Here is a 21,213-nt window from a genome sequence, read left to right on the forward strand (position 1 = left end):
ATTAATAATATTTATTCACTGTGCTGTAAATTATATTTAGGCTTATGTTATTTCAAATAAACAGTTGCTACGTAAACATCAATCATTCCTATTTTTAATACGAATACAATTAAAACATTTTAGGAAAAAATACACATAACAACATTAACCATCAAATTTTTTAACAATTAAACTTAAATCGGTTCGAAAAATAGACATATGAAAAATATTACTCATCTTATATAAATCTCATACTTCACCAATTTGTTTTTATTTACTAATTAAAAGCTAAATGCTTATTGGTCTTATATGTAACCGTGCCACAAAAAACAGCTTAGGTCAAAAATTTAGTTCTCCCCTCCTTCCAATTTAGCGACTCAATAATCTATTTCGAAGGAAAGTGGCAGTCAGGAAATTTGATAGTTATACTACAAAAGTAATGAGCGCCGAGGAAACCATTACTCAGCACTCTTTTTTATGGCAAAATCCTTAAGTGGGTTCGTCTTATTATGGCTTCAATTACAAACCTAAATCACTTAGACCCGGATGATCATCCGGGCGACGCCCGAGTGGCCAACGAAACTTTCGATCTTCCTCTTTGATCGGCAGATCGTTGATGCAAGCAAAGCGGTTGATCATTAAGCCGTCTTCTTCAAATTCCCAGTTTTCATTGCCATATGAACGGAACCAATTGCCGCTATCATCTTTCCATTCATAGGCATAGCGAACAGCAATGCGGTTGCCGGTAAATGCCCAAAGTTCCTTAATTAAGCGATATTCATTCTCTTTTACCCACTTATTGGTTAAAAACTCCTCTGCTTCTTGGCGGTTAGTGACAAAATGTGCGCGATTTCGCCACTTAGTATTTTTTGAATATGCAAGCGCAACTTTAGCGGCATCGCGAGAATTCCAGCCATCTTCGGCGAGGCGAACTTTTTCGCGAGCAGTTTCTTCAGTGAATGGTGGTAAAGGGGGTCTAGACATAATAATACTCCTTTAAAATAGTAAAAAATGGCAGCAATCGCCACCTTCATAGCATGAATACAGTTAAAGTTAATTAACTTAAATGATTCAATTTCGACACTTAAACTTCATATATATGTTAATCAAGATAATCATCGCGACATAGCCTGAATATGTGTCACAAATCTCAACTCCAGTATATGACTGAATCCGCCTCACTTAGATTATCTGTAACAAGAGACCATTAAATTTTTGCACATATTTGCCTAAGTTCTCCATTTAATAAATTGTCGCTTTCACTGTAATTAATGGGAACATCAATCAAATGAACAGTTGTATCTTTCATACAGGATAGAATCAAAGGCAACAGCTTGTCTGTTGACTTTACTATATATCCCTTGGCACCGTAGCTCTCTGCGTATTTAACAAAATTCGGATCACCATAATTTAGACCAAAATTTGGTAACCCCATATTGGTCTGTTTCCACTTAATCATGCCATAGGCATTATCACGTAAAATTAATATGATAATGTGTAATTTTAACCGCATTGCCGTTTCCAGCTCCTGACTATTCATCATGAACCCACCATCACCGCAGATTGAAATTACTGGTTGTGTTTGGTGTACTAGCTTGGCTGCAATAGCTGAAGGTAAGCCGGCGCCCATTGTTGCTAATGCATTGTCAAGCAATACAGTATTTGGTAAGCGAGCTTTGTAGTTCCGAGCAAACCAAATTTTATATAAGCCATTATCCAGGGCAAGAATACCACTTGCTGGCATAGCTTTTTGCACATCTGCTACTAGGCGTTGTGGGGATATTGGGAAACGATTGTCCTCTGCTCCATTAGGCATTTCCCTCGCTTCAATAGCTTTTATTCTATTAAAATAGTTAAAATCCCAGGGTTGCTTATGTAGAATTTTTATAATATTTGAAACACTACCTGCAATATCACCCACTACTTCTACTTGAGGAAAATATACTGGGTCGACTTGGGCAGCACTGAAATTTATGTGAATGACCTTCTGACCATTATGTTTCATAACAAAAGGTGGTTTTTCCACCACATCATGGCCAACATTAATGATTAAATCAGCAGCGGCAATGGCATAATGGACAAAGTCACCATCGGAAAGTGCGGTATTACCTATAAATAAGTTGCTGGTTTCATCAACAACTCCCTTGCCCATTTGTGTTGTTACAAAAGGAATTTGGAATTCCGAAACGAACTTACGCAACATTTTATAAGTAAGTTTACGATTAGCAGCGGCACCAATTAAAAGTAGTGGTGATTTGGCTCGTTCAATCATATTGACCGCACATTCTATGGTCTTATATTCTGCCATTGGGTGACGGTTATGACTCTCTTCAATTAAGTTTACGCTGGTTTCCTCGCGAGCAACATCTTCAGGAAGTTCTAAATGAACAGCCCCTGGGCGTTCATAGCTGGCTAAGCGGAACGCCTCCCGTACTTGCGAAGCAACACGCTCACCACTTACAATTTGTGTGGTGTATTTGATGAGAGGGCGCAACATATCAACCACATTCAAGACTTGAAAGCGACCCTGTTTGCTTTCTTTTATTGGTTTTTGACCAGTAACCATTAACATCGGCATGGCACCCAATTGAGCATAAGCCGCTGCAGTTACTAAATTTGTTGCGCCAGGGCCTAGAGTGGACATACAAACTCCAACTTTCCCCGTGAGTCGACCATAAGTTGCTGCCATAAATCCTGCCGCCTGTTCATGACGGGTTAAAACTAATGTGATCGATGAAGTTCGAATTGATTCCAATAGATCAAGATTTTCTTCACCGGGAATGCCAAAAATATATTCTACACCTTCCTGTTCCAAAGCTTTAATAAAGAGATCAGATGTTTTCATTCTCTTGCCTTAACTGATTGAAAGGTAGATTATAATGTTAAATATATGGTATGTTGTTAATAACACTCAGGTGCGTAACAATGACAAATATATGGCTATGTCTTTTTTGAGTTTGTTATAACAAACACATTTTCAGGATTACTGCTATTTTATTCGTCTTCAATGGACTTACTATTTAAAATTTAGTACCAACATTAAAAGCTAGTAAGGATTTATGAACATCTTAATTTAAACCATCTCCTTAGATAGAGTTAGTTGTATATTTATTTATCAACGTTGTTTGATAAATAACAACATAGGTCGTTAATGATTAAATCAATAACTTCATGTTTGCCTTATCATCCACCATTTTGGCTCTTGATATGCGTACCGCTGCTTCCCTAACGTTACCTAGGCTCATAGTTCTAACATCATTTAGATGTAGACCGGTCTGTATACATTAATCAGTATGGTAGACAAGTTTGTCTATGTCAAGTTAAAATGATGTTTATCTCAATATGAATAGCTCTCCTAACTTAAAATTAAAGGCTTTGTTGCAAATTGGAGTCGTAGGTTATGCTCTTCACAAAAATTCATCACTTCCAGCATCATAAGCATCAAATTCACAGGCCGTCATTTTCCTTCCGAGATCATACTGCAGTCCGTTCGTTACTATCTTTCCTATAAACTGAGCTATCGTGAAATTGAAGAGATATTGGCAGAGCGTGGCATAATTGTTGATCACTCAACATTGAACCGCTGGGTGATAAAGTATGCGCCGTTCGGCGTTGCTGGAGCAGCGAGCTCGCAGTAGCTTCTTCGTAGCGGATGGGCGAAACGTATATCAACGTAAAAGACCAATGGAGGTATTACTACCGAGCCGTTGATAAATATGGCGATGTGATCGATTTTCTACTGCGTGATACGCGGGATGAAAAGGCAGCGAGAGCCTTTTTCAACAAGGCCATCGGCCAACACGGACTACCTGAAAATGTGGTGATTGATGGAAGCCATTCCAACGCGTTGGCTCTGCATCATACCAATGTAGAGCTTTGGCAGAATGGCCTGATACTCACCTCATTGAAGTCCTTCAAGTAAAATACCTGAACAATATTGTCGAGCAAAGCCACCGCAGAGTGAAAGGAAAGATGAACCAGGCACTAGGCTGGTAATATGACGAAGGCGCGGTGGCCACATTAGCAGATGTAGAACTGTGGACGATGATTAAAAATGGACAACTCTGAAGGACTTTGTTGATCAATTCAGATTCTGAACAAACGACTCCCGTTTTTAAGAGTTGTTAATCTGCTTGTCGTGTTTCAGTTTAGGCATACCTAGCCTTGTGAGCTTATTTACGGCTCTAACACCTGCGTAAGATTCTGCTACTTGTGCATCATAATCTCTCATCGACATCGAGGGGTTTATCAGTTTCTTATAACGAAACATACCTGTCTCGGATATTGAGTGAGAATGATAGCCAGAAGTGGATTTCCAATGTTGATTACAGCCATGAATTCGTTGGTCCGCGACCGCATAATTTCTTGGGTGTCCATCTTCCCAATATACTGCACCAGTTCTCGGTGGTATCAGTGCCTTGGCTTTTTTACTCATGATTGCTTGATAACACCGACACCCGATATAGCCTTAATTTTTCGGTGAGTTTGCTTAAGTAACTCTGGCAGTACTTCACCATCAGCGACATTAGAAAGGGACAATTCGACCGCGACAATTTGATGGGTATCGGCATCAACGGCAATATGCAATTTTCTCCAGACTCGTCGTTTGTCCTTACCGTGTTTTTTCATGTGCCATTCACCGTCGCCGAATACTTTGAGGCCCGTTGAATCAATGGCTAGGTGACGAATTTCGCCTCTGACAGGCATTTTGATACTGATATCGACAGTCTTGGCCCTTTTACTAATACTGCTGTAATTAGGACACCTTAGCGGGACACTCATTAAGGTAAAAACCGAGTCCATGAAATCTTGCAGAGAACGAAGCGATAAGCTGAAGATACTCTTCACCATAAGCGCGGTCGTTATTGCCGTATCAGAATACTGGAAACCTCAGCCTCGACGTCCGTGGTGAACTCAACAGTTCCAGGCTTCAATAGCCTCTTCATCGATCCAAAAGGTGAGTGAACCTCGGTTGATAAGTGCTTGGTTATATTCTTTTCAGTTGTGCGTTCGGTAAGTTGCTTTGCTCTTTTTCAATTATTACGTCCACTACAAGGTGTACCAGATCAGATCGCGATAGTAGAAGATAGTTCAGTATGATTTAGTCAACATAGCCACTCTGAAGGCTTATCTGTTTGGGATCAGTTTTACTCCCTGGCAGCCTAATTGTATCCGGGAATAGGTGTTTCTACATTCCAACTCCAAGATTCGACAGAACCAAAATATTTAACACAATTTATATCCCCCCCTTTTCTTAGCGACATTAAGCAAGGCTTCATCGAAGACTTTTAAAGTATCTTCCAAAGTTGCTGTAGCTTCCTTAAAATAATCTGTCGCACTTATCTTTGGTTGATCAGCGACTATCTTATTCTGGATAATTTTGAGTAGCCGTGAAATAGGACAATTATTAATGTCTTTTTGACGCATAGATTCGAGAGCTTGTTGCAAGTAATTCAACCGAATTCTGTCTACACTATTACATTCACCAGAAGCTGCTACACCTGTACCTATTGCTCTTGCCTGACCAATGTACTCTATAGTTACTAGCAACTCCTGCCATAAGTAGCGAATAGAGCGGTTTTGTGAATCCTTCAATTCGTATAAAGAATAATACTCACCACAATCATCAATTAAATAAAGCACATGAGTAATAAGAGAGTTGTGTATTTGAAGGTTATTACCTGAGTCGAGTTTTTCGAAATCGACAGACAATGACCTCCAAGCATTTTCTATAGGTTGCCAGCCAGATAGCCCCTCATACCACTCAGAATCCATCCAAAGGGACAGACACATTTTAGAAATATCCTTTTGTAACACATCAATTTGAACTCGCAACCCTTTTTCACCACATAGATATCCGTTTGTAAGCCCCCGGTGCTGCTGAATCAAGGCCAATAGTTTACTGAACTTCTGTATCTGATTTAGTCCTTCAGAAAATCGTTTTTGATAACGGCGATAACTTTGGGTATGTAACACAATCATAAGTGAACTGAGCGCTGTTATTACAGCGAGTCCAAATATTGCTAACTGAAAGTATTCCATTACACACTACCTTCCTGAGCTGTTAGGCTTTGAAGGTGATTCGAAACATTTGCATTCTGTTTTGCCATGTACGCATTTTTATCTGCGGTCACCGCTACCTCTTCCATATTTTCAGATATTTCACGCGTAGCTGCTGCTTGCTGCTCTGAAACTACAGCAATGCCACTTATTTGACTAGTAATATCTTCCATTGCAGACATTACTTGCTCCAGAGAGCCGTAAGCTGTATGGACACTATTTCTGCACTCTTGAGTTGCCTCAACGACATTATTCACCTGAGTCTCCACAATCCCCATACTTTGTGTTATTTCTGAAATTTGACTTGTTATTGATGAAGCTGACTCGTAACTGCGTTGTGCAAGTATTCTGACTTCATCTGCAACCACACTAAATCCGCGCCCTTGTTCTTCAGCCCTTGCGGCCTCTATTGCTGCATTCAAAGCCAGTAAATTAGTTTGCTCGGCTATTTCTCTGATAAAGTGCGACATTGAAATCACCGTTTCCAGCTTTTTATCCAGCTCTTTAATATTAATGACTGACTGCTGAACATGCGCATCAACACCATCGACCTGTTTTTGACTATGTGTTAGTTCTCCTTTTACCTTCTGACACAATTGATTACCATCATTCATCAGTTTTAATGAATGCTCAATGCGGGAAGAAACTTCACTTATGCTGATAGAAATTTCTGTCGCTGCTGATGCAGACGAAGTTGTTGCTGCAGCTTGTTGCTTGCTATTTGCAGCAACCTTTCGCGCGTTGCTCGCAAGCTCCTGTGCTGAGTAGCTCATTTCATTATTGACTGCTCTTTCTCGGACCAACTCTCTTCTATGAAGTCGGGCCAGATTATCTATTACAGGAAATAGTGGGTGAAGCGGGCCTGCTTTCATTGAATTAAATTCATTATTATCGACCAACTGATATGAAGCTGATACTTCAAACAGCAGGGTTATATCTTTATCTATAGCAACAAGTACTTGCCAAATTAATACTGAGGAAAGTAATAAGGAGAGAAACCCCAACTGCAGATAGCCAAACAAAGCTAGTATTAAAGATAGAGTTATTACTACAAAAACTATCCGTGCAGCTACAATGACACCTAATGAACGAAGATATTTACGCATTATTTCCCTTAATAACCTCGATATTTCTATAAATGTTGGATGTTAACTTGGTAAGCATGACTGATCCAACGGCTCGACTGTGCTTGCTTATATATAAGTGACTGCAACCACACCTGCCTCTTCCATTTTTGTAACATTAATTCTGTGTAAGCTAATGGAAGCGCTTTCTTTGGTTCTGTTGCATCTTAGTGTTGAATAAATAGCCATTATTACAATTAGCACCCGTTTTGGCAAACGGATGAAAAATCAACAGGCCTATCAGAGACGGGGGGAGAGCATGAATGCTCACTTTTTGCTCACCTCTTTAAAACCTGCCAGCAGCACCTTATCCAAATAGCTACTACTCATTGCTGCAATTTTCTGTTTGCGCCGGATGCTGGCTTTTCTGGTCGTTTCAGCGCGCAACATGTTTATAGCTATATGGCGCATGCATGCCATGATCTCAGCCGCATTGCCACGGTAAATCTGGCAAGCATCTTCATTCATAGATGCATCCAGAACCCAGTGTAGACTGTTTTCTATGCCCCAGTGACCACAAACAGCAGCTGCGAAACGTTCCAGCCCGAGTTCTGCAGAACAAATATAATAGCGATAATCGAGTGATTGTTTACCTTTTTTATCAATGCGATAACCAATAGCAACCCCGATACTTTTTAAGCCTTTCCAGTCTGGAAACTGTTGGATAAGTTCACCTGCAGGAAGTACATGATATTCACAGACTTCAACACGTCCATGGCCCTGCTCGATAGTGACATCATTCCGTAAGCTCGTGGTTTTTACGCTTTTTAACAGTGCTTGTTGAACAGATTTAGCCAGTGTCTCTTGGTTACCTTTAGCTGCAAGCAGATAATCACCACCGTTATCGATGATGGTTGAAGCAATATCTTTCTGGCATGCGATGGCATCAATAGATACCAAACAGCCTTTGATATCCAGTAGCTTAATGAGCTCCGGGATAGCCGTGATTTCGTTCGACTTGGCATCTGTTTTAGCTGACCGAGAACAACACCATTTGTAGTGGCGAATGCGCTGACCATGTGAATGGTAGATTGCCGAGATTCACGATCATAGGAGCCACGCAAGATTTTGCCATCAATAGCGATCCGTTCACCTTCGGAGCGAGCAGATACTGCTTCCATCCAGCTGATGAAACACTGCTGAAACTCGCTAGGATCAAGGCGCGAGACGATCCTGGCAATGGTATCGTGAACAGGTAGACCATCCTTGAATAAGCCCTTATCTTGGAACCAGCCAAGGTGGATTTCGCCAAAACCTTCAATGTCTTCCCATCCTTCGGTACCGGCTATCGTTGCACAAATAGTCAGGAATAAAACATCAAATAAAGGATAACTGATTTTTGCTGACTGACGTGGGTCTTTCAGATCGCCAAAATGAAGAGAAAAGGCATCAATGCTCATTGTGATACTCTCTAAAAAAGAGAGTATCAGATCACAACTCGATCTACAGTTCAAACAGAATGAAATTGATCATATAATGTTCGCGATCTCACCCTGCTATCAGAGATGATAGGGTTGTGTCGCAATCTAAAGTGCTGAGTTATGATCTCCGTCAGCACTCATTACTTTTAGCATTATGACTATTAACTTTTCTGGTCGCCACTTTCCTTCCGACATCATCCTTCAAGTTATTCGCTATTACGTTTCTTATGAACTTAGCTATCGTGAAGTTGAAGAGATATTGGCAGAGCGTGGCATCATTGTTGACCACTCAACTTTGAACCGGCGGGTACTTAAATATGCGCCATTGCTAGAGCAACGAGCTCGCAGAAGAAAGAAGCCTGTGGCTCCTCGTGGCGGATGGACGAGGCATACGTTAACGTCAAAGGCCAGTGGAAATATTACTACCGGCCCGTTGATAAATACGGTTGCGTCATTGATTTTTTACTGTGTGACCACCGTAACGAGAAAGCCGTTCGCGCCTTCTCTAACAAGGCTATAGGCCATAACGGCTTGCCTGAGAAAGTCGTGATTGATAAGAGTGGTGCGAATGCGTTAGCACTGCACAATATCAACGTCACTCTCTGGTTGATGGGGAAGATACTTAACCTTATTGAAGTCCGTCAAATTAAGTATCTGAACAATATTGTAGAGCAAAGCCACCGCAGAGTGAAAGGTAAGATGCATCAGTGCCTGGGATGGAAATCAAATGAAGGGGCAAAAGCCACACTCGCTGGCGTGGAGCTGTGGTCGATGATTAAAAATGGACAGTTCGACAACCCTGAAGGCTTATCTGTTTGGGAGCAGTTTTACGCGCTAGCAGTCTAATTGTATCTGAAGATCAATGTATTTGTACTTCAACATAACTTTGCGACGCAACCTTTTTGGCTTCGTCATGATGAACATGAAGCCATTGTGCGGGAGATATCTGCCTTCTCTGATTATTTGTAACAAGCCCGTGTATACTCGGAATGTATAGATTATCCCAGTAATAGCCTGCATCAAAGGTCCAGAACAATTACCTCCTTAGACTCTGCACTGGGGTAACAGCTGCAGATCAACGCTTCACCCTCTTTGGGTTCAGACAGAGGCGGTTCTACATAATCTACTGATCCCGACAACACTCGACATGAACAGGTTTGGCAAATTCCCGAGCGACAACTGTAACTTGGTTGCAGCCCCTCAGACTCAGCCAAGTCCAGCAAAGTGCCACGTGTCGGATCCCAAACAGTTTCCATTTTTGATTTAGCAAACTTCACAGTTACCGGTGCCGCTGAGGTAAGCTCTGCAACTAAACCTTCGCTCTTACCGGGGTGCTCGCGTAACAGCGTCACTCCCGGGCCGAAAAATTCGTAATGAATGCGGTCGTCTGGTACGTTTAATTTTTTTAGCTCCTCATACATGGATGTCATGAAAGAATTGGGGCCACAGAAATAAAAATCGTAGTCATCGAAAGGCAACAGTGATTTCAACAATTGAATGTCGACATGGCCAGCACTGTCGTAATCGCGCCCTTGGAGATCATCGGCTGACGCCGTACTGTAGCGGAAATGAGTCGTACAGTTTTGCCACCCTGCGGTAATATTCCGAACATGATCGCGAAAGGCATGTTCTTTGCCACTGTGAGCGCCATGAATAAACCAGACTTTACGTTCGCACCCACAGCTTTTGACATCGGTGGCCAACTGTTCCAACATACTGATCATCGGCGTGATACCAACCCCGCAGCTTAAGAGCACCGTTGATCGCATGCTAGACTCATTCAGAGTGAAATGCCCGCGAGGAGACAGCGCCCGGATTGTTGATCCGGGGTAAATGTGGTCGTGAAAATAGTTGGATGAAAGGCCCGGAGGTAATTGTGGGCTGGGTGCCAATTCCCGTTTAATCGACAGGCGGTAGTATCGGCTATTCGGCGCATTTGAAATGGTGTATGTTCTTTTAAGTGCAGCCTCATGGCCGGGAGGCTGGATTTCAATTGGTAAAAACTGACCTGCTTTGTGACAGTGCAGCTGTTGGTGCTCTGTAGGTTTGAGATAAAACGAAGAGATGACGTCACTCTCTTTTTCAACGCGTGTTACGGTGTAATCTCGATACACGTTTTCCGTGTGACGCACATTAAGGGCTTCCGTTACTTCTTCCCAGGATCCCGTTTTTTCCAGGCTGGGAGAGTAATCGACAGATTGCCAGTCAATGGGCAGCGCATTTTCAATCAGGATCCCCTCATCAAGGGTGAAGGTAACTAACCGCTCCGCACCGTCGAACGCACGTTTTTCCTCGCTGTCCCAAATGATTTCTGCGCTACACGTCAGGTACAGGAGGTTTCCTCGCTCAAAATCGATGAACAGTAACCCTGCCTTTGGGTTCAAAGCAATATTACCAAGGGTATTAAAGTGAAAGTTTCCTGTGAAATCCGGAAACGTGAAAGTGCGATCATCATCAATATGGACAAATCCCGGTCGGCCGCCCCTATGGGATATGTCTGCGCCACGAGATGCCTTGCCCTGATCGTCCGCAAAATGGGTCGCGATGAAGAAATGATCGGCCTTGGTTATAATATCCTTGGTTCGTTCATTCAATTGTTGTAGAGCATGCGTGGAGTGTTTTTCCCGCAAGGAGGAGAAACTCTTCGGAAGTCGCGCAATGCGTGCCTGTATATATTGCGGACAGTTGCCAAAAGTTTGTATGGCTTTGATCCGGATGTGGTTATTCTCAAAGCCTTCCACCTTGGCGGTCAAGCGATTACGGCGACGTGCAGCGTAATCGATCCCGAGGATGCCGATGGCAGCCCCCTGCATCAGGTTGTCATTGAGTGGATCGCCAATAACGCGGTCTGTGCGTAAGTCTAACGTATATTCATCGGGTGACTGAATAAAACCAGGCTGTCCCACTAAAATGGATGCCCAGGGGCGCCCTTTTTTATCCACCGAGCCGATCAGGAGATAGGGTAGATGCTCGTAAAATTCCCGATGCTGGTCGGGGAGCCACTCCCGAATAAAACGCTGACCCATATCTTCTAACCGATCTCGAACACCGGCGCGCGTTTGAAGTTCACGCTCCCCATGATGAAATGGTGAAACGGATGTTTGTTCATTCATAATCAGTAGCCTGGCTTGGTGCAGAGAAGGCTGCGTCGACGTTAAGCGCTTAGAGAAAGAAACTCGATGCGGATGCCACCAGGCATATAACACATCATGTGTTTGACATCGCCACCGCCTAAAGATTCGGGGGCAAACTCAATTTCTACATTCGCGGTATGTTTCAACTTATCGTGCAGGTTATCCAAGGCAGTATGATTTTCAACAAGCAGGGCAAAGTGATGCAGCCCAATCACATTTTTACGATCAAATGCGACCGCATTTGCCGGATCATCAGCCTGCCACAGTGTTATCATTGTGGTACCGTCGGACAGAAACACTGCGGGATAATCAGGAACTTCTCCAACTTGCTGGAAGCCCAGCGTTTCCAGAAAAAAGGCGCTAGTGGCAGATAAATTGGGTACGGTCAAACCGATATGATGGGCACCACGGGTTATAGCGTTACTCATTGTCATTGCAGATTCCTCACAATCGTTGAAAAACTGACCAGTACTTGCGGATGAAGTAAAGCTAACAAAAAGACATCTATCATTCTGATTTACAGAAATAATAGATATCACTTAGTAATCTTTGCAAATCACCAATAACTCTAGACTAATTTAGTTAAAGATCCACCTTCTTAGAAGGGGGTTGTTGCTACTAATCAGGTAAGACAACTCTACCCCTAGTGATGGATTTAATGATTACTGGTAAACAACCTCAACATTGAAGAGACAATTTAAAAAGGCGGATATCTCCCGCACAATGTCTTTATGTTCATCATGACGAAGCCAAAAAGGTTGTGTCGCAAAGTTATGTTGAAGTACAAATACATTGACTTTCAGATACAATTAGACTGCTAGCGCGTAAAACTGCTCCCAAACAGATAAGCCTTCAGGGTTGTCGAGCTGTCCATTTTTAATCATCGATCACAGCTCCACGCCAGCGAGTGTGGCTTTTGCCCCTTCATCTGATTTCCATCCCAGGCACTGATGCATCTTACCTTTCACTCTGCGGTGGCTTTGCTCTACAATATTGTTCAGATACTTAATTTGAAGGACTTCAATAAAGTTAAGTATCTTCCCCATCAGCCTTCACCACGTTGAGGTAATTCTGTCAGGACGTGACGCAGATAGGCGTAGGGTTCAACGCCATTTGCCCGGCAACTCAGTATAATACTGAACAGGGTCGCACTGGCATTCGCCCCACTTTGGGTATCCGCGAACAACCAGGCTTTCCGGCCGGTCGCCACCAGACGGATATCTCGCTCGACACGGTTATTGTCTATCGGGTAATCACCATCCTCGACGTACTTTTCAAGGTCGGCCTATTGCTTGAGCGTATAATTGACGCCTTTCCCATCGGGTTTTCAGGAAGCAGTTGTGAAGCGGCTTTTTCAAGCCAGACTTTGAGCGCGTTGAGTATGGGGATGCTTTCTTTTTGACGTACCGTGTACCTTTCTGGCGCAGGCTTGTCTTTCAGCCTTTTTTCGATGGCATACAGCTTTTGGATATAACTCAGCGCTTGTTTAGGGCGACCCGCTTTCTTGGGACTTAAGTTGAGAGCATCGTTGAACTTACGCCTGGCATGCGCCACGCGGCATAGTCATCGGTCATGATAGTGCCATCATACCCCTCAAGAAATTTTTTGGGGTAAGTATGCGCACGGCACGGTTGGTATTCGAACAACACCACCGGTGTTTGACTCTGCTCTGGGCTGGAGTATGCCTACAGGTAGGATTTTGCTTGCGCTTTTCGGTTCGGCTCCTTGAGCACCTGCAATGTTGTTTCATCACCATGAACCACGCGCTCCTTCAGGAGTGTTTTGTGCATAGCCTGATAAACCGGAGAGAGTAATGCGGCTGTTTTTATCATCCAGTTCGCTAAGTTCGTGGCGCAGGACTTTCACTTGCTTGGGGATGATTTCAAGCTGCTCTGAAGTCTCGACACCGATGTGATGGAGTTCACCCTAGCTGCATGGGCTGGTTTTCTCACCCTCAGGCAAATCGTATTCGATAACCTCTCGCGGTAAATCTGGGGTGATGGGCTTGCGACCGCGTTTACGCGTGTAGGTGACGGTTTCCATTTCCGACTCGTCGTCAAGTTATTCGTTATCTATCAGCGATTCTGCCTCATTGAACAAACAACCTTGAGCGGGGAACTTCTCACTTTGCGGCAAGAACCGCTTGGCTTGAGTCAGCCGAAATTGCTCCCATATCTCAGTAATGCGGGTTTCGTATTCTTGGCTGACATTTTGAACCAAACTATCAATGTAGGCTTGGATTTCTGGGGTGATGCCCGTGGGCTTCTCAAGTTCCTTTTGCATACAAAAAGTATAGTAAAAACAGCTCCTTTAACCAGTTTCACTGGCTATTTTATGATATTTTCAGACTTGACAATGGTTGGTGCGCTACTGCATTTTGCCAGTTTAAGCCATCAAGCAACCACCGTAGCTGGCAAGCGGTAATTTCCATTGCCAGGGTATCTTGCGGGTGTCTGGGCCAACTGAATTTTCCTTTCTCGAGGCGGCGGTAATGAAGCCAAAACCCGTTGGTATCCCACTGCAAGATTTTGAGTTTGTCACGACCACGATTGCAGAAAATGAACCATGCTTCACTGAGCGGATCCATTTCCAGTACATCAGCGACAATGATTGAGAGGCCATCGATAGACTTACGCATATCTGTAACGCCTGAGACGAGATAAATAGCGCCGCTGGGGATCATTGCAGTACCTGCAACCAGGTTTTGATTTGTGCCTGGGTTAGGTTCGCAGGCAGCTCCGCCTTAATACCATTAGGGAAATGCAAAGCGTCAGTATCAGTGCCTATATCATCATTAATCACAATGGTGTGCGCGTGTTGCGATTCGTCGCCTTGCTCTGTTAGCTTCTTCAGCCAGTAATGAAAAGTCGGATAACTAAGGTCGTTCGCCTTGCAAAAAGCAGGAATAGAAAGTCCGCTTACTGTTTGTTTTTCAATGACGCTCGTCCAATATTTCCGTTTTTCAGGTTGGTTCATAGTTCCTCCTTTGTTGTTGAGAAAACTATGAACGAGATCTTGTGATAGGGATATGTGGGTTTAATTCGACGCTTACCACCAATCGGATGTAATGGCAGGCTTCGATGGTGCTGTCAGGATACTTAACTGAAGAGCAGGTACCGTCATAAACGCAATCGTCATGTTGCCAGTTATTCAATATATCTTCGGATATCCAAATGTCGAACCGCCCGCATTGCCTGAGAGCCTGGTTGTACTCACTATAGTTATTTAATGCGTAGGTATGTTTCTTGAAATGATGGCGCATGGCGTCATTGTGTTTGTAAGGCATTTGTTAAACAGCTAACCGGAATGAAAGTCTGGCTATGATAACTGAACTCAGTGTTAATGGAATAATTGAGCGTTATCTGAGCGATTCAACAAAGCCGCGGTTAAAGGGCTGGCTAGCGCGCTTTCATGGCGTGGAAACAAAATATCTTCACTATTTAGGCTGGTTCCGATGGTTTGAACAGCACAATCAATCAGAACATCAACCAATTGATTTTATGGTCTATTTTACTGCAATTGAATCTTTTCAACATTTAAACCGAGCATAGCCACTTACTTCGTTAAGTTACCAAGCAATTGCTCACACAGTGTTTTTAATAATGTAAGCTCTTCTTTATTCATCTTGGATAGACAAAACATTTCTACTGGCACTTTGTGCGCCTGATCTTTCAGTTCAATCCCTGCAGATGTTAATGTGATGACCCGAACTCGCTCATCTTCAACACTACGAGTTCGGCGCACATAGTCTTTCGCTTCCAAACGCTTAAGCAATGGCGTCAAAGTGCCGGAATCCAAATGTGTTTTTGCCCCCAAAGCTTTTACATTTATCCCTCCTTGCTCCCAAAGCACCATCATCACAATGTACTGTAAATAAGTAAGATCAAGCGCTTTCAGTAAAGGTTGGTAAGCTCTACCCATTGCATTCGAAGCACTATAAAGCGCAAAACAAACCTGATTATCTAACTTTAGATATTCATCCTGGCTACTCATGGTCACCTCACCAATTAAATTTAATTGTGCGCAATATACTTGCGCACTTAGATTTTATCAAGTAAGTTAACCCCCTCAAATCAAGTTGTGCGTAATTTAGTTTTACACAATCAAAGCAAGGGATAATACAATGACTACACTCTACACAACTTCTGCAACCGCTACTGCAGGTCGTAATGGCCAAGTTTCTACTGATGATAATTTACTCTCAGTTGCGTTGAGCTACCCTAAAGAAATGGGGGGTTCAGGTGCTGCAACAAACCCTGAACAGTTGTTTGCTGCTGGTTATTCTGCGTGTTTCTCAAATGCTCTACTTCATGTAGCCAAAGAAATGAAAGTTAAAATCGCATCGGCACCAACAACCGCAATCGTCGGCATTGGCCCAAATGAAAGCGGCGGTTTTGCTTTGACTGTTTCTTTATCAATTGAACTAGATTTAGAACAAGAACAAGCCGTTACAATTGTGAAAACTGCTCACCAAGTCTGCCCATACTCAAATGCGGTTCGCGGCAATATTGATGTGAAACTGTCGGTTAACGGACAAGCGCTTTAGTCTCAAGGTTAAGGACAACAAACTAGGCAGAATCGCCACAGATACGTTAAAAAACACAGGATAATTTATGCGCGCAGTAAGAATTCACCAATATGGCGGCACTGACACATTAACGTTAGAGCAGATCGATAAACCGACAATCAATGTGGACGATATTCTCATTCAAGTAAAGGCCGCCGCAATAAACCCTGTTGATTGGAAGATCCGTGAGGGCTATTTAAAAGATTTCATTCCATACGAGCTGCCTGTTACATTGGGCTGGGACGTTGCAGGTATCGTGACCCAAGTGGGTGAAAACGTTGATCAATTCTCAGTGGGTGATGAGGTATTTAGCCGACCAAATATTGCGCGTGATGGCAGTTATGCCGATTTCATCGCCGTAAAAGCAGACGAAGCCGTGCTGAAATCAACTAAGCTAGACTTCGCACAAGCTGCAACCATACCACTCGCAGGCATTACCGCGTGGCAGTGTCTTGTGGATGTCGCTAATATTCAAGCGGGTCAACGCGTGCTTATCCATGCTGGTGCAGGTGGTGTAGGTCACCTAGCTATTCAAATAGCAAAAGCAAAAGGCGCGACCGTCGTTGCAACCGCATCTTCAGCTAATCTGGAACTTCTGACTCAGTTTGGTACTGATGAAGCGATTGATTACGCAAAAGCACCATTAGGTGAGCAAATTGCACCAGTAGATGTAGTGCTTGATACCATGGGTGGAGACGTACAACAATCGTCTTGGTCTCTGCTTAAGCCAGAAGGCATGATGGTTTCAGTCGTCGAGCCACCAAGTGAAGAAACGGCAAAAGAGCACAACGTACAAGCCGCATTCGTCTTCATTGAACCAAGTAGCCGTATACTGACTGAACTCAATAAGCTCGTCGAATCTGACCAACTTCGTCCATTGGTTGAGCATCGTTTCCCATTAGAAAAGATTGCTGAAGCACACCAAAAAAGCCAATCAGGCCGTACTCGCGGTAAGATTGCTATCGACGTCAGCTAAAACGATTTCGATAGGCTCCGTAAGGTTATGTCTTTTACCCAAGTTGCTTAATATGACTTGGGTATTTTTATTGGGGGTAATGTAATGAACCATCCAAACCATAGCGAGAGTCTATGTTCTTTCTAGTCACTAAACGCTGCCCTATTTCATGAGCGCAAATATTCAGTTATATCCCTTGGATGAAATATATTTATATTGATGATGAGAAATTCTCACTTTAACTTATTGCATATTATGATTGAATAAACCTATAGATATTTAGCAGTATGGAAGTCTAAATGGTAATTCTTACAATTTTGGATGGTGGTATGGGGCGCGAACTAAAACGTATTGGTGCTCCTTTTTCTCAACCACTTTGGAGCGCCCAAGCGCTGATAGAATCTCCGCAACATGTGAAGCAAGCTCACCAGGGCTTTGTAGAGGCTGGCGCACAGATTATCACAGTCAATAGCTATGCCTGTGTGCCTTTCCATCTAGGAGAAGAACTGTATGCTGAGCAAGGGGCAGAGCTTGCAGAAAGAGCGGCTAAGATTGCTCGTGATGTTGTCACGGAATCTCAACAAAAGATATTGGTTGCAGGCTCTATTCCTCCTGCCTTTGGCTCATATTGCCCTGACTTGTTTGAAGTAGAAAGAGCTTATGAGATCAGCTCGACTTTGTTTAATGCCCAAGACAAGCACGTTGATATCTGGCTTGCCGAGACAGTAGCTAGTCTCGCGGAAGCCAAGGTGATCTCAAAGGTTTTTGCGAACACAAATAAACCTTCTTATATCTCTTTTACCTTGATGGATGAGGTTGACCAGCAATCACGTCTTCGCTCAGGGGAGCTGGTTACCAATGCTGTTAATGTACTATTGAAAACCAGTGTGGCGGGTATTTTCTTTAATTGTTCGATTCCAGAGGTGGTTGAGCAAGCAATTAAGGATGTGAACCAAGTTCTTGAGTGCACTAACAAGGCACTGACTATCGGTGTATTTGCGAACAATTTCACACCGATTAAGTCTGGTCACCAAGCGAATGACACCATCCAGGAACTTCGAAATTTTTCACCACAAGAGTACCTTGAGTTTGCCAAACTATGGCATCAACTAGGTGCCAGCATCATTGGTGGATGCTGTGGTATTGAACCAAGCCATATTGAGGCATTAGCAACATGGAAAGACAGCTTTGAAGAAGCTTAACTTTGGGCTAACAATCCCGGCGATCGTATTGGTACAGAGATGAGTCAGCACAGAACTGGCTGACTCGATGATGGACAAAAATGTGTTTCTGAACATCGAATATTAGCAATCCACAAATTAACTCAGAGGCTTTTCTCCGCTTACATGAGTCTGTATAACCAGTAAATAATCGATAACAGCATGATTTATAATGGCTCTTTTGCTTGCTCGTTAGTGTTGTAGTTTGTCGTTATTATCATCTGCTCTGTTTAACTGCTCTTCCGTTAAGTATCCTGACAGTACCATCGAAGCCTGCCATTACTCCGATTGGTGTATATACTTCCTCTACGACAAGCTCAGGGGTTGATTGAAAATCTACTGAAGAAGCTCGACATGGACAACCTTCAATGCCCTGATTATACGTTATTATCAAAGCGGCTGAAGCAGCTCAATCTCACGGCGCCACGCTTTAGAAAGTATGAAAGGCCAGACGACAACATTGCAGCGATTGCCATTGATTAAATGGGGCTCAAACGGTTCGGGAGGGATGAATGGCACCAGGAAAAACATAAGGTTAATGCAAAACGCAGCTGGCGAAAGGCGCACTTTATTCAGAGCGCATTCCTCACTGATAAAAACACCATGGATGACCAGGTTGTCGGGGCGCTATGTCAGTCCATCAATACGGAAAAAGGAATATCTCAGAAACGGCCATGCAACGTTACAAGAAGATAGTAGGCAATACGTTACACAGCAGCGAGCTTGAAAATCAGTCAAAGGAAATGTTACTTGGTTGTTCTGTTTTAAACTACTTTACTCAACTCGTGATGCCCAATAGCTACCGGGTCGCCTAACCGCATTAAAAGCACGTAGATTTAGTGCTGCAACAAAGCCGGGACATCCCGAAACCAGTAATGAGTTGTGCGACACAACCGAAATATTGGTTATACTGCAATAGATAATAGATTATTAGAAATACGGATCCAAACAGCATTGTTGTTATCAGAACTACCATCACATTTGATGTCTGTATGGTAATGACCAAATTCGTCTATAACTTGATAAGGCGCATCTAAGTTCCAAATTGTTTTGATAACAGTCCCAGAAACGCCATTTTGGTTTTTAACTTTATCGTTATTACTAATCATATAATCACATTAGCTAATATTTTCACATGTCTTTGATGTGACACGATCACGCTTGTCCTTTATCGATTCATCGTAACCCCCGTAGTTAGAATCACAGAATGATCCTTTAGGTGGCCTTTCTTGTCTCTGGGTATTGCACGAATGTGTTCGTTTTAACTTAACGCCACAGGTACTTCGGCAATATTTATAAGCAGAGCGTTAATATTGAAAAATTCGATCAACTGATTGTGACATAGCAAAGAGCAATTTTACTTTTAAGGCCCTTTGCTTCTTTAATTGTTTTTCTTCTTTAGTCATTACACCGCAAATTTTTCTTAAAAACGTCATATCATATAACCTATATAGAGCGGCCATTCATTGCCACGGCATTACTATTATATTTATTTAAGCAAAATTCATGCCGCACTTACGACTCTGGCGCAAGCTGGAGCAGTAAGTTATGATCTCCGTCACCACTCACAACTTCCCTCACAGTGACGATCAATTCTTCGGGCCGCCACTTTCCGTCAGACATCATCCTCCAGGTTGTTAGCTATTACGTTTCTTATAAACTCAGCTGCCGTAATATTGATGAAATCTATGCAGAACAAGGCATCAATATCGATCACTCAACATTGAACCGTTGGGTGATTAAGTATGCGCCATTGCTGGAGCATCGAGCTCGCAAAATGAAGAAGTCAGTTGCTTCTTCGTGGTGGATGGACGAAACCTATACCAACGTAAAAGGCCAATGGAAATACTACTATCGAGCCGTTGATAAATATGGTGATGTGATTGATTATCTCCTGCGTGATAAGCGGGTGCGTATTCCGGCGAAGTTGAACACTTATTCTGGCTGAACGTGAACACTTGATTTTTCAACGCATCACCAAGAGTAATTTTTAGCTTAAGTGTTCATCTTCCGTCAACGTTCCCAGCTTCTTTCTCATAGATTCTCCTTTCAGTTGTAGCCTGTGAGCATTGTGCATAAGACGATCTAGGATGGCGTCTGCCAACGTGTTATCGCCTATCTGCGTGTACCATTGATCAGTCGGTAACTGACTGATTAGCATCGTTGACGTCTGTCCATAACGATCATCCATGATTTCCATCAGATCATTTCGGTGAGCCGCTTTTAATGGCTCTAGCCCCCAGTCATCCAAGATCAACAAGCTTATCTTCGCCAGTTGAACCAGTAGCTTGTGATACGTGCCATCGGCTTTCGACTGGGTCAGTGCTAGCAGTAATCTTGACGTTCGGTAATAACGTACGCTGTATCCCTGTAGGCAAGCGTTTTGCCCAAGTGCACATCCGAGATAAGTCTTTCCACTGCCACAGGGCCCTGTGATTAGAAGGTTCTGCGCTTGGTTAAGCCAGTCGCGTTGCGCTAACCTGGCGATCCGGGAGCGCTCAATATTCCGCGGATGCTGGTAGTCTACTTCCTGCACCGTGGCATTTAATTTGAAGTTTGCTTGTCGGATCAGCCTGTCATACTTGCGTTGCTCACGGACTGACTGCTCTTGTTCAACCAACAGGCTGAGCCGCTCGATAAACGACAGTTCTCCATACGTACCAGGCTGATCTTGCTGTCGTTCCAGTGCTGCAGCCATCCCACTGAGTTTCAGTTCTCTTAATCGGGTCAGAGTTTGTTGTGTCATCTCATTC

18 protein-coding genes and 8 pseudogenes are annotated in these 21,213 nt (G+C 43.2%); 7 read left to right on the top strand and 19 right to left on the bottom strand.

Features of this window, described 5'->3' with window-relative positions:
• Nucleotides 1–498: 498 nt before the first annotated feature.
• Complete coding sequence (locus tag AC51G0_RS30020; RefSeq protein WP_496304386.1) at nucleotides 499–963, bottom strand: nuclear transport factor 2 family protein; 465 nt, start codon at nucleotides 961–963, stop codon at nucleotides 499–501.
• Nucleotides 964–1,186: 223 nt separating this feature from the next.
• On the bottom strand, nucleotides 1,187–2,824 hold the full coding sequence (locus tag AC51G0_RS30025; RefSeq protein ID WP_496304387.1) for an acetolactate synthase large subunit: 1,638 nt from the start codon (nucleotides 2,822–2,824) through the stop codon (nucleotides 1,187–1,189).
• Between the two features lie 589 nt (nucleotides 2,825–3,413).
• Between AC51G0_RS30025 and AC51G0_RS30030 the strand changes: the two are divergent.
• Nucleotides 3,414–4,047, top strand: a pseudogene (locus tag AC51G0_RS30030) (IS6 family transposase).
• A 46-nt stretch (nucleotides 4,048–4,093) separates the two neighbouring features.
• On the opposite strand, the pseudogene AC51G0_RS30035 reads toward AC51G0_RS30030, so the two are convergent.
• The 4 genes and pseudogenes from AC51G0_RS30035 to AC51G0_RS30050 form a co-directional block, all read right to left on the bottom strand.
• Nucleotides 4,094–4,956 (bottom strand): annotated as a pseudogene (locus tag AC51G0_RS30035) (IS5 family transposase).
• Nucleotides 4,957–5,205: 249 nt separating this feature from the next.
• On the bottom strand, nucleotides 5,206–6,021 hold the full coding sequence (locus tag AC51G0_RS30040) for a nitrate- and nitrite sensing domain-containing protein (RefSeq protein WP_496304388.1): 816 nt from the start codon (nucleotides 6,019–6,021) through the stop codon (nucleotides 5,206–5,208).
• Entirely contained in the window at nucleotides 6,021–7,145 is a 1,125-nt protein-coding gene (locus AC51G0_RS30045; RefSeq protein ID WP_496304389.1) for a methyl-accepting chemotaxis protein, read from the bottom strand. Before AC51G0_RS30045 ends, AC51G0_RS30040 begins: the two co-directional genes overlap by 1 nt.
• A gap of 285 nt (nucleotides 7,146–7,430) precedes the next feature.
• Nucleotides 7,431–8,563, bottom strand: a pseudogene (locus tag AC51G0_RS30050) (ISAs1 family transposase).
• Nucleotides 8,564–8,738: 175 nt separating this feature from the next.
• Here AC51G0_RS30050 and AC51G0_RS30055 point away from each other — a divergent pair.
• A protein-coding gene (locus AC51G0_RS30055; RefSeq protein WP_496304390.1) for an IS6 family transposase occupies nucleotides 8,739–9,430 on the top strand; the annotation gives its coding sequence in 2 pieces (ribosomal slippage) (nucleotides 8,739–8,943 and nucleotides 8,943–9,430; 693 coding nt in all).
• A gap of 173 nt (nucleotides 9,431–9,603) precedes the next feature.
• On the opposite strand, the gene AC51G0_RS30060 is transcribed toward AC51G0_RS30055, so the two are convergent.
• From AC51G0_RS30060 to ohrR, 11 genes and pseudogenes are all read right to left on the bottom strand, one after another.
• A complete protein-coding gene (locus AC51G0_RS30060) occupies nucleotides 9,604–11,697 on the bottom strand; it encodes a pyridoxamine 5'-phosphate oxidase family protein (protein WP_496304391.1) in 2,094 nt (697 codons plus the stop codon).
• Nucleotides 11,698–11,738: 41 nt separating this feature from the next.
• A complete protein-coding gene (locus AC51G0_RS30065; RefSeq protein ID WP_496304450.1) occupies nucleotides 11,739–12,146 on the bottom strand; it encodes a VOC family protein in 408 nt (135 codons plus the stop codon).
• Nucleotides 12,147–12,380: 234 nt separating this feature from the next.
• Nucleotides 12,381–12,473, bottom strand: a pseudogene (locus AC51G0_RS30070) (IS6 family transposase); the annotation flags it as partial.
• A 54-nt stretch (nucleotides 12,474–12,527) separates the two neighbouring features.
• A pseudogene (locus tag AC51G0_RS30075) lies at nucleotides 12,528–12,752 on the bottom strand (DDE-type integrase/transposase/recombinase); the annotation flags it as partial.
• A gap of 23 nt (nucleotides 12,753–12,775) precedes the next feature.
• Nucleotides 12,776–12,997 (bottom strand): annotated as a pseudogene (locus AC51G0_RS30080) (IS66 family transposase); the annotation flags it as partial.
• Nucleotides 12,961–13,547, bottom strand: a pseudogene (locus AC51G0_RS30085) (IS66 family transposase). The pseudogenes AC51G0_RS30080 and AC51G0_RS30085, both read right to left, overlap by 37 nt.
• Nucleotides 13,468–13,632, bottom strand: a pseudogene (locus tag AC51G0_RS30090) (hypothetical protein); the annotation flags it as partial. The pseudogenes AC51G0_RS30090 and AC51G0_RS30085, both read right to left, overlap by 80 nt.
• A 147-nt stretch (nucleotides 13,633–13,779) precedes the next feature.
• Nucleotides 13,780–14,001, bottom strand: coding sequence for a hypothetical protein (locus AC51G0_RS30095; RefSeq protein ID WP_496304392.1), 222 nt, complete (start codon nucleotides 13,999–14,001; stop codon nucleotides 13,780–13,782).
• 49 nt (nucleotides 14,002–14,050) lie between these two features.
• A complete protein-coding gene (gene tnpB, locus AC51G0_RS30100) occupies nucleotides 14,051–14,401 on the bottom strand; it encodes an IS66 family insertion sequence element accessory protein TnpB (RefSeq protein WP_496304393.1) in 351 nt (116 codons plus the stop codon).
• On the bottom strand, nucleotides 14,398–14,694 hold the full coding sequence (gene tnpA / locus AC51G0_RS30105) for an IS66 family insertion sequence element accessory protein TnpA (protein ID WP_496304394.1): 297 nt from the start codon (nucleotides 14,692–14,694) through the stop codon (nucleotides 14,398–14,400). The genes tnpB and tnpA overlap by 4 nt, the downstream gene beginning before the upstream one ends.
• A gap of 579 nt (nucleotides 14,695–15,273) precedes the next feature.
• Nucleotides 15,274–15,711, bottom strand: a complete 438-nt coding sequence (ohrR, locus tag AC51G0_RS30110; protein WP_496304395.1) for a transcriptional regulator OhrR — start codon at nucleotides 15,709–15,711, stop codon at nucleotides 15,274–15,276.
• A gap of 130 nt (nucleotides 15,712–15,841) precedes the next feature.
• Between ohrR and ohr the strand changes: the two genes are divergently transcribed.
• The 4 genes from ohr (at nucleotide 15,842) to AC51G0_RS30130 (ending at nucleotide 18,943) form a co-directional block, all read left to right on the top strand.
• Nucleotides 15,842–16,264 (top strand): organic hydroperoxide reductase Ohr, encoded by a 423-nt coding sequence (ohr, locus tag AC51G0_RS30115; RefSeq protein ID WP_496304396.1) that lies wholly within the window; start codon nucleotides 15,842–15,844, stop codon nucleotides 16,262–16,264.
• 67 nt (nucleotides 16,265–16,331) lie between these two features.
• Complete coding sequence (locus AC51G0_RS30120; protein WP_496304397.1) at nucleotides 16,332–17,261, top strand: NADP-dependent oxidoreductase; 930 nt, start codon at nucleotides 16,332–16,334, stop codon at nucleotides 17,259–17,261.
• 278 nt (nucleotides 17,262–17,539) lie between these two features.
• Nucleotides 17,540–18,442, top strand: coding sequence for a homocysteine S-methyltransferase family protein (locus tag AC51G0_RS30125; RefSeq protein WP_496304398.1), 903 nt, complete (start codon nucleotides 17,540–17,542; stop codon nucleotides 18,440–18,442).
• A gap of 309 nt (nucleotides 18,443–18,751) precedes the next feature.
• The gene (locus AC51G0_RS30130; RefSeq protein ID WP_496304399.1) at nucleotides 18,752–18,943 is read left to right on the top strand and encodes a transposase; all 192 of its coding nucleotides are present in this window, start codon (nucleotides 18,752–18,754) and stop codon (nucleotides 18,941–18,943) included.
• 422 nt (nucleotides 18,944–19,365) lie between these two features.
• Here the strand turns inward: AC51G0_RS30130 and AC51G0_RS30135 are convergent, their stop codons facing one another.
• Nucleotides 19,366–19,569, bottom strand: a complete 204-nt coding sequence (locus tag AC51G0_RS30135; protein WP_496304400.1) for a hypothetical protein — start codon at nucleotides 19,567–19,569, stop codon at nucleotides 19,366–19,368.
• A gap of 473 nt (nucleotides 19,570–20,042) precedes the next feature.
• Here AC51G0_RS30135 and AC51G0_RS30140 point away from each other — a divergent pair, with 473 nt between their 5' ends.
• The gene (locus AC51G0_RS30140; RefSeq protein ID WP_496304401.1) at nucleotides 20,043–20,408 is read left to right on the top strand and encodes an IS6 family transposase; all 366 of its coding nucleotides are present in this window, start codon (nucleotides 20,043–20,045) and stop codon (nucleotides 20,406–20,408) included.
• A 42-nt stretch (nucleotides 20,409–20,450) separates the two neighbouring features.
• Here AC51G0_RS30140 and istB read toward each other — a convergent pair whose 3' ends face one another.
• Nucleotides 20,451–21,206 (bottom strand): IS21-like element helper ATPase IstB, encoded by a 756-nt coding sequence (istB, locus tag AC51G0_RS30145; RefSeq protein WP_496304402.1) that lies wholly within the window; start codon nucleotides 21,204–21,206, stop codon nucleotides 20,451–20,453.
• Nucleotides 21,207–21,213 lie beyond the last annotated feature (7 nt).

The organism is Photobacterium sp. HL06 (assembly GCF_059552575.1).

Excerpts from the sequence above, each read along its gene's own strand:
- AC51G0_RS30135 (WP_496304400.1), bottom strand. The coding sequence starts at position 19,569 with ATGATTAGTAATAACGATAAAGTTAAAAACCAAAATGGCGTTTCTGGG.
- AC51G0_RS30045 (WP_496304389.1), bottom strand. The coding sequence starts at position 7,145 with ATGCGTAAATATCTTCGTTCATTAGGTGTCATTGTAGCTGCACGGATA.
- tnpA (WP_496304394.1), bottom strand. The coding sequence starts at position 14,694 with ATGAACCAACCTGAAAAACGGAAATATTGGACGAGCGTCATTGAAAAA.
- AC51G0_RS30065 (WP_496304450.1), bottom strand. The coding sequence starts at position 12,146 with ATGAGTAACGCTATAACCCGTGGTGCCCATCATATCGGTTTGACCGTA.
- AC51G0_RS30040 (WP_496304388.1), bottom strand. The coding sequence starts at position 6,021 with ATGGAATACTTTCAGTTAGCAATATTTGGACTCGCTGTAATAACAGCG.
- AC51G0_RS30060 (WP_496304391.1), bottom strand. The coding sequence starts at position 11,697 with ATGAATGAACAAACATCCGTTTCACCATTTCATCATGGGGAGCGTGAA.
- AC51G0_RS30095 (WP_496304392.1), bottom strand. The coding sequence starts at position 14,001 with ATGCAAAAGGAACTTGAGAAGCCCACGGGCATCACCCCAGAAATCCAA.
- AC51G0_RS30120 (WP_496304397.1), top strand. The coding sequence starts at position 16,332 with ATGCGCGCAGTAAGAATTCACCAATATGGCGGCACTGACACATTAACG.
- AC51G0_RS30020 (WP_496304386.1), bottom strand. The coding sequence starts at position 963 with ATGTCTAGACCCCCTTTACCACCATTCACTGAAGAAACTGCTCGCGAA.
- ohrR (WP_496304395.1), bottom strand. The coding sequence starts at position 15,711 with ATGAGTAGCCAGGATGAATATCTAAAGTTAGATAATCAGGTTTGTTTT.
- tnpB (WP_496304393.1), bottom strand. The coding sequence starts at position 14,401 with ATGATCCCCAGCGGCGCTATTTATCTCGTCTCAGGCGTTACAGATATG.
- ohr (WP_496304396.1), top strand. The coding sequence starts at position 15,842 with ATGACTACACTCTACACAACTTCTGCAACCGCTACTGCAGGTCGTAAT.
- AC51G0_RS30025 (WP_496304387.1), bottom strand. The coding sequence starts at position 2,824 with ATGAAAACATCTGATCTCTTTATTAAAGCTTTGGAACAGGAAGGTGTA.
- AC51G0_RS30125 (WP_496304398.1), top strand. The coding sequence starts at position 17,540 with ATGGTAATTCTTACAATTTTGGATGGTGGTATGGGGCGCGAACTAAAA.
- istB (WP_496304402.1), bottom strand. The coding sequence starts at position 21,206 with ATGACACAACAAACTCTGACCCGATTAAGAGAACTGAAACTCAGTGGG.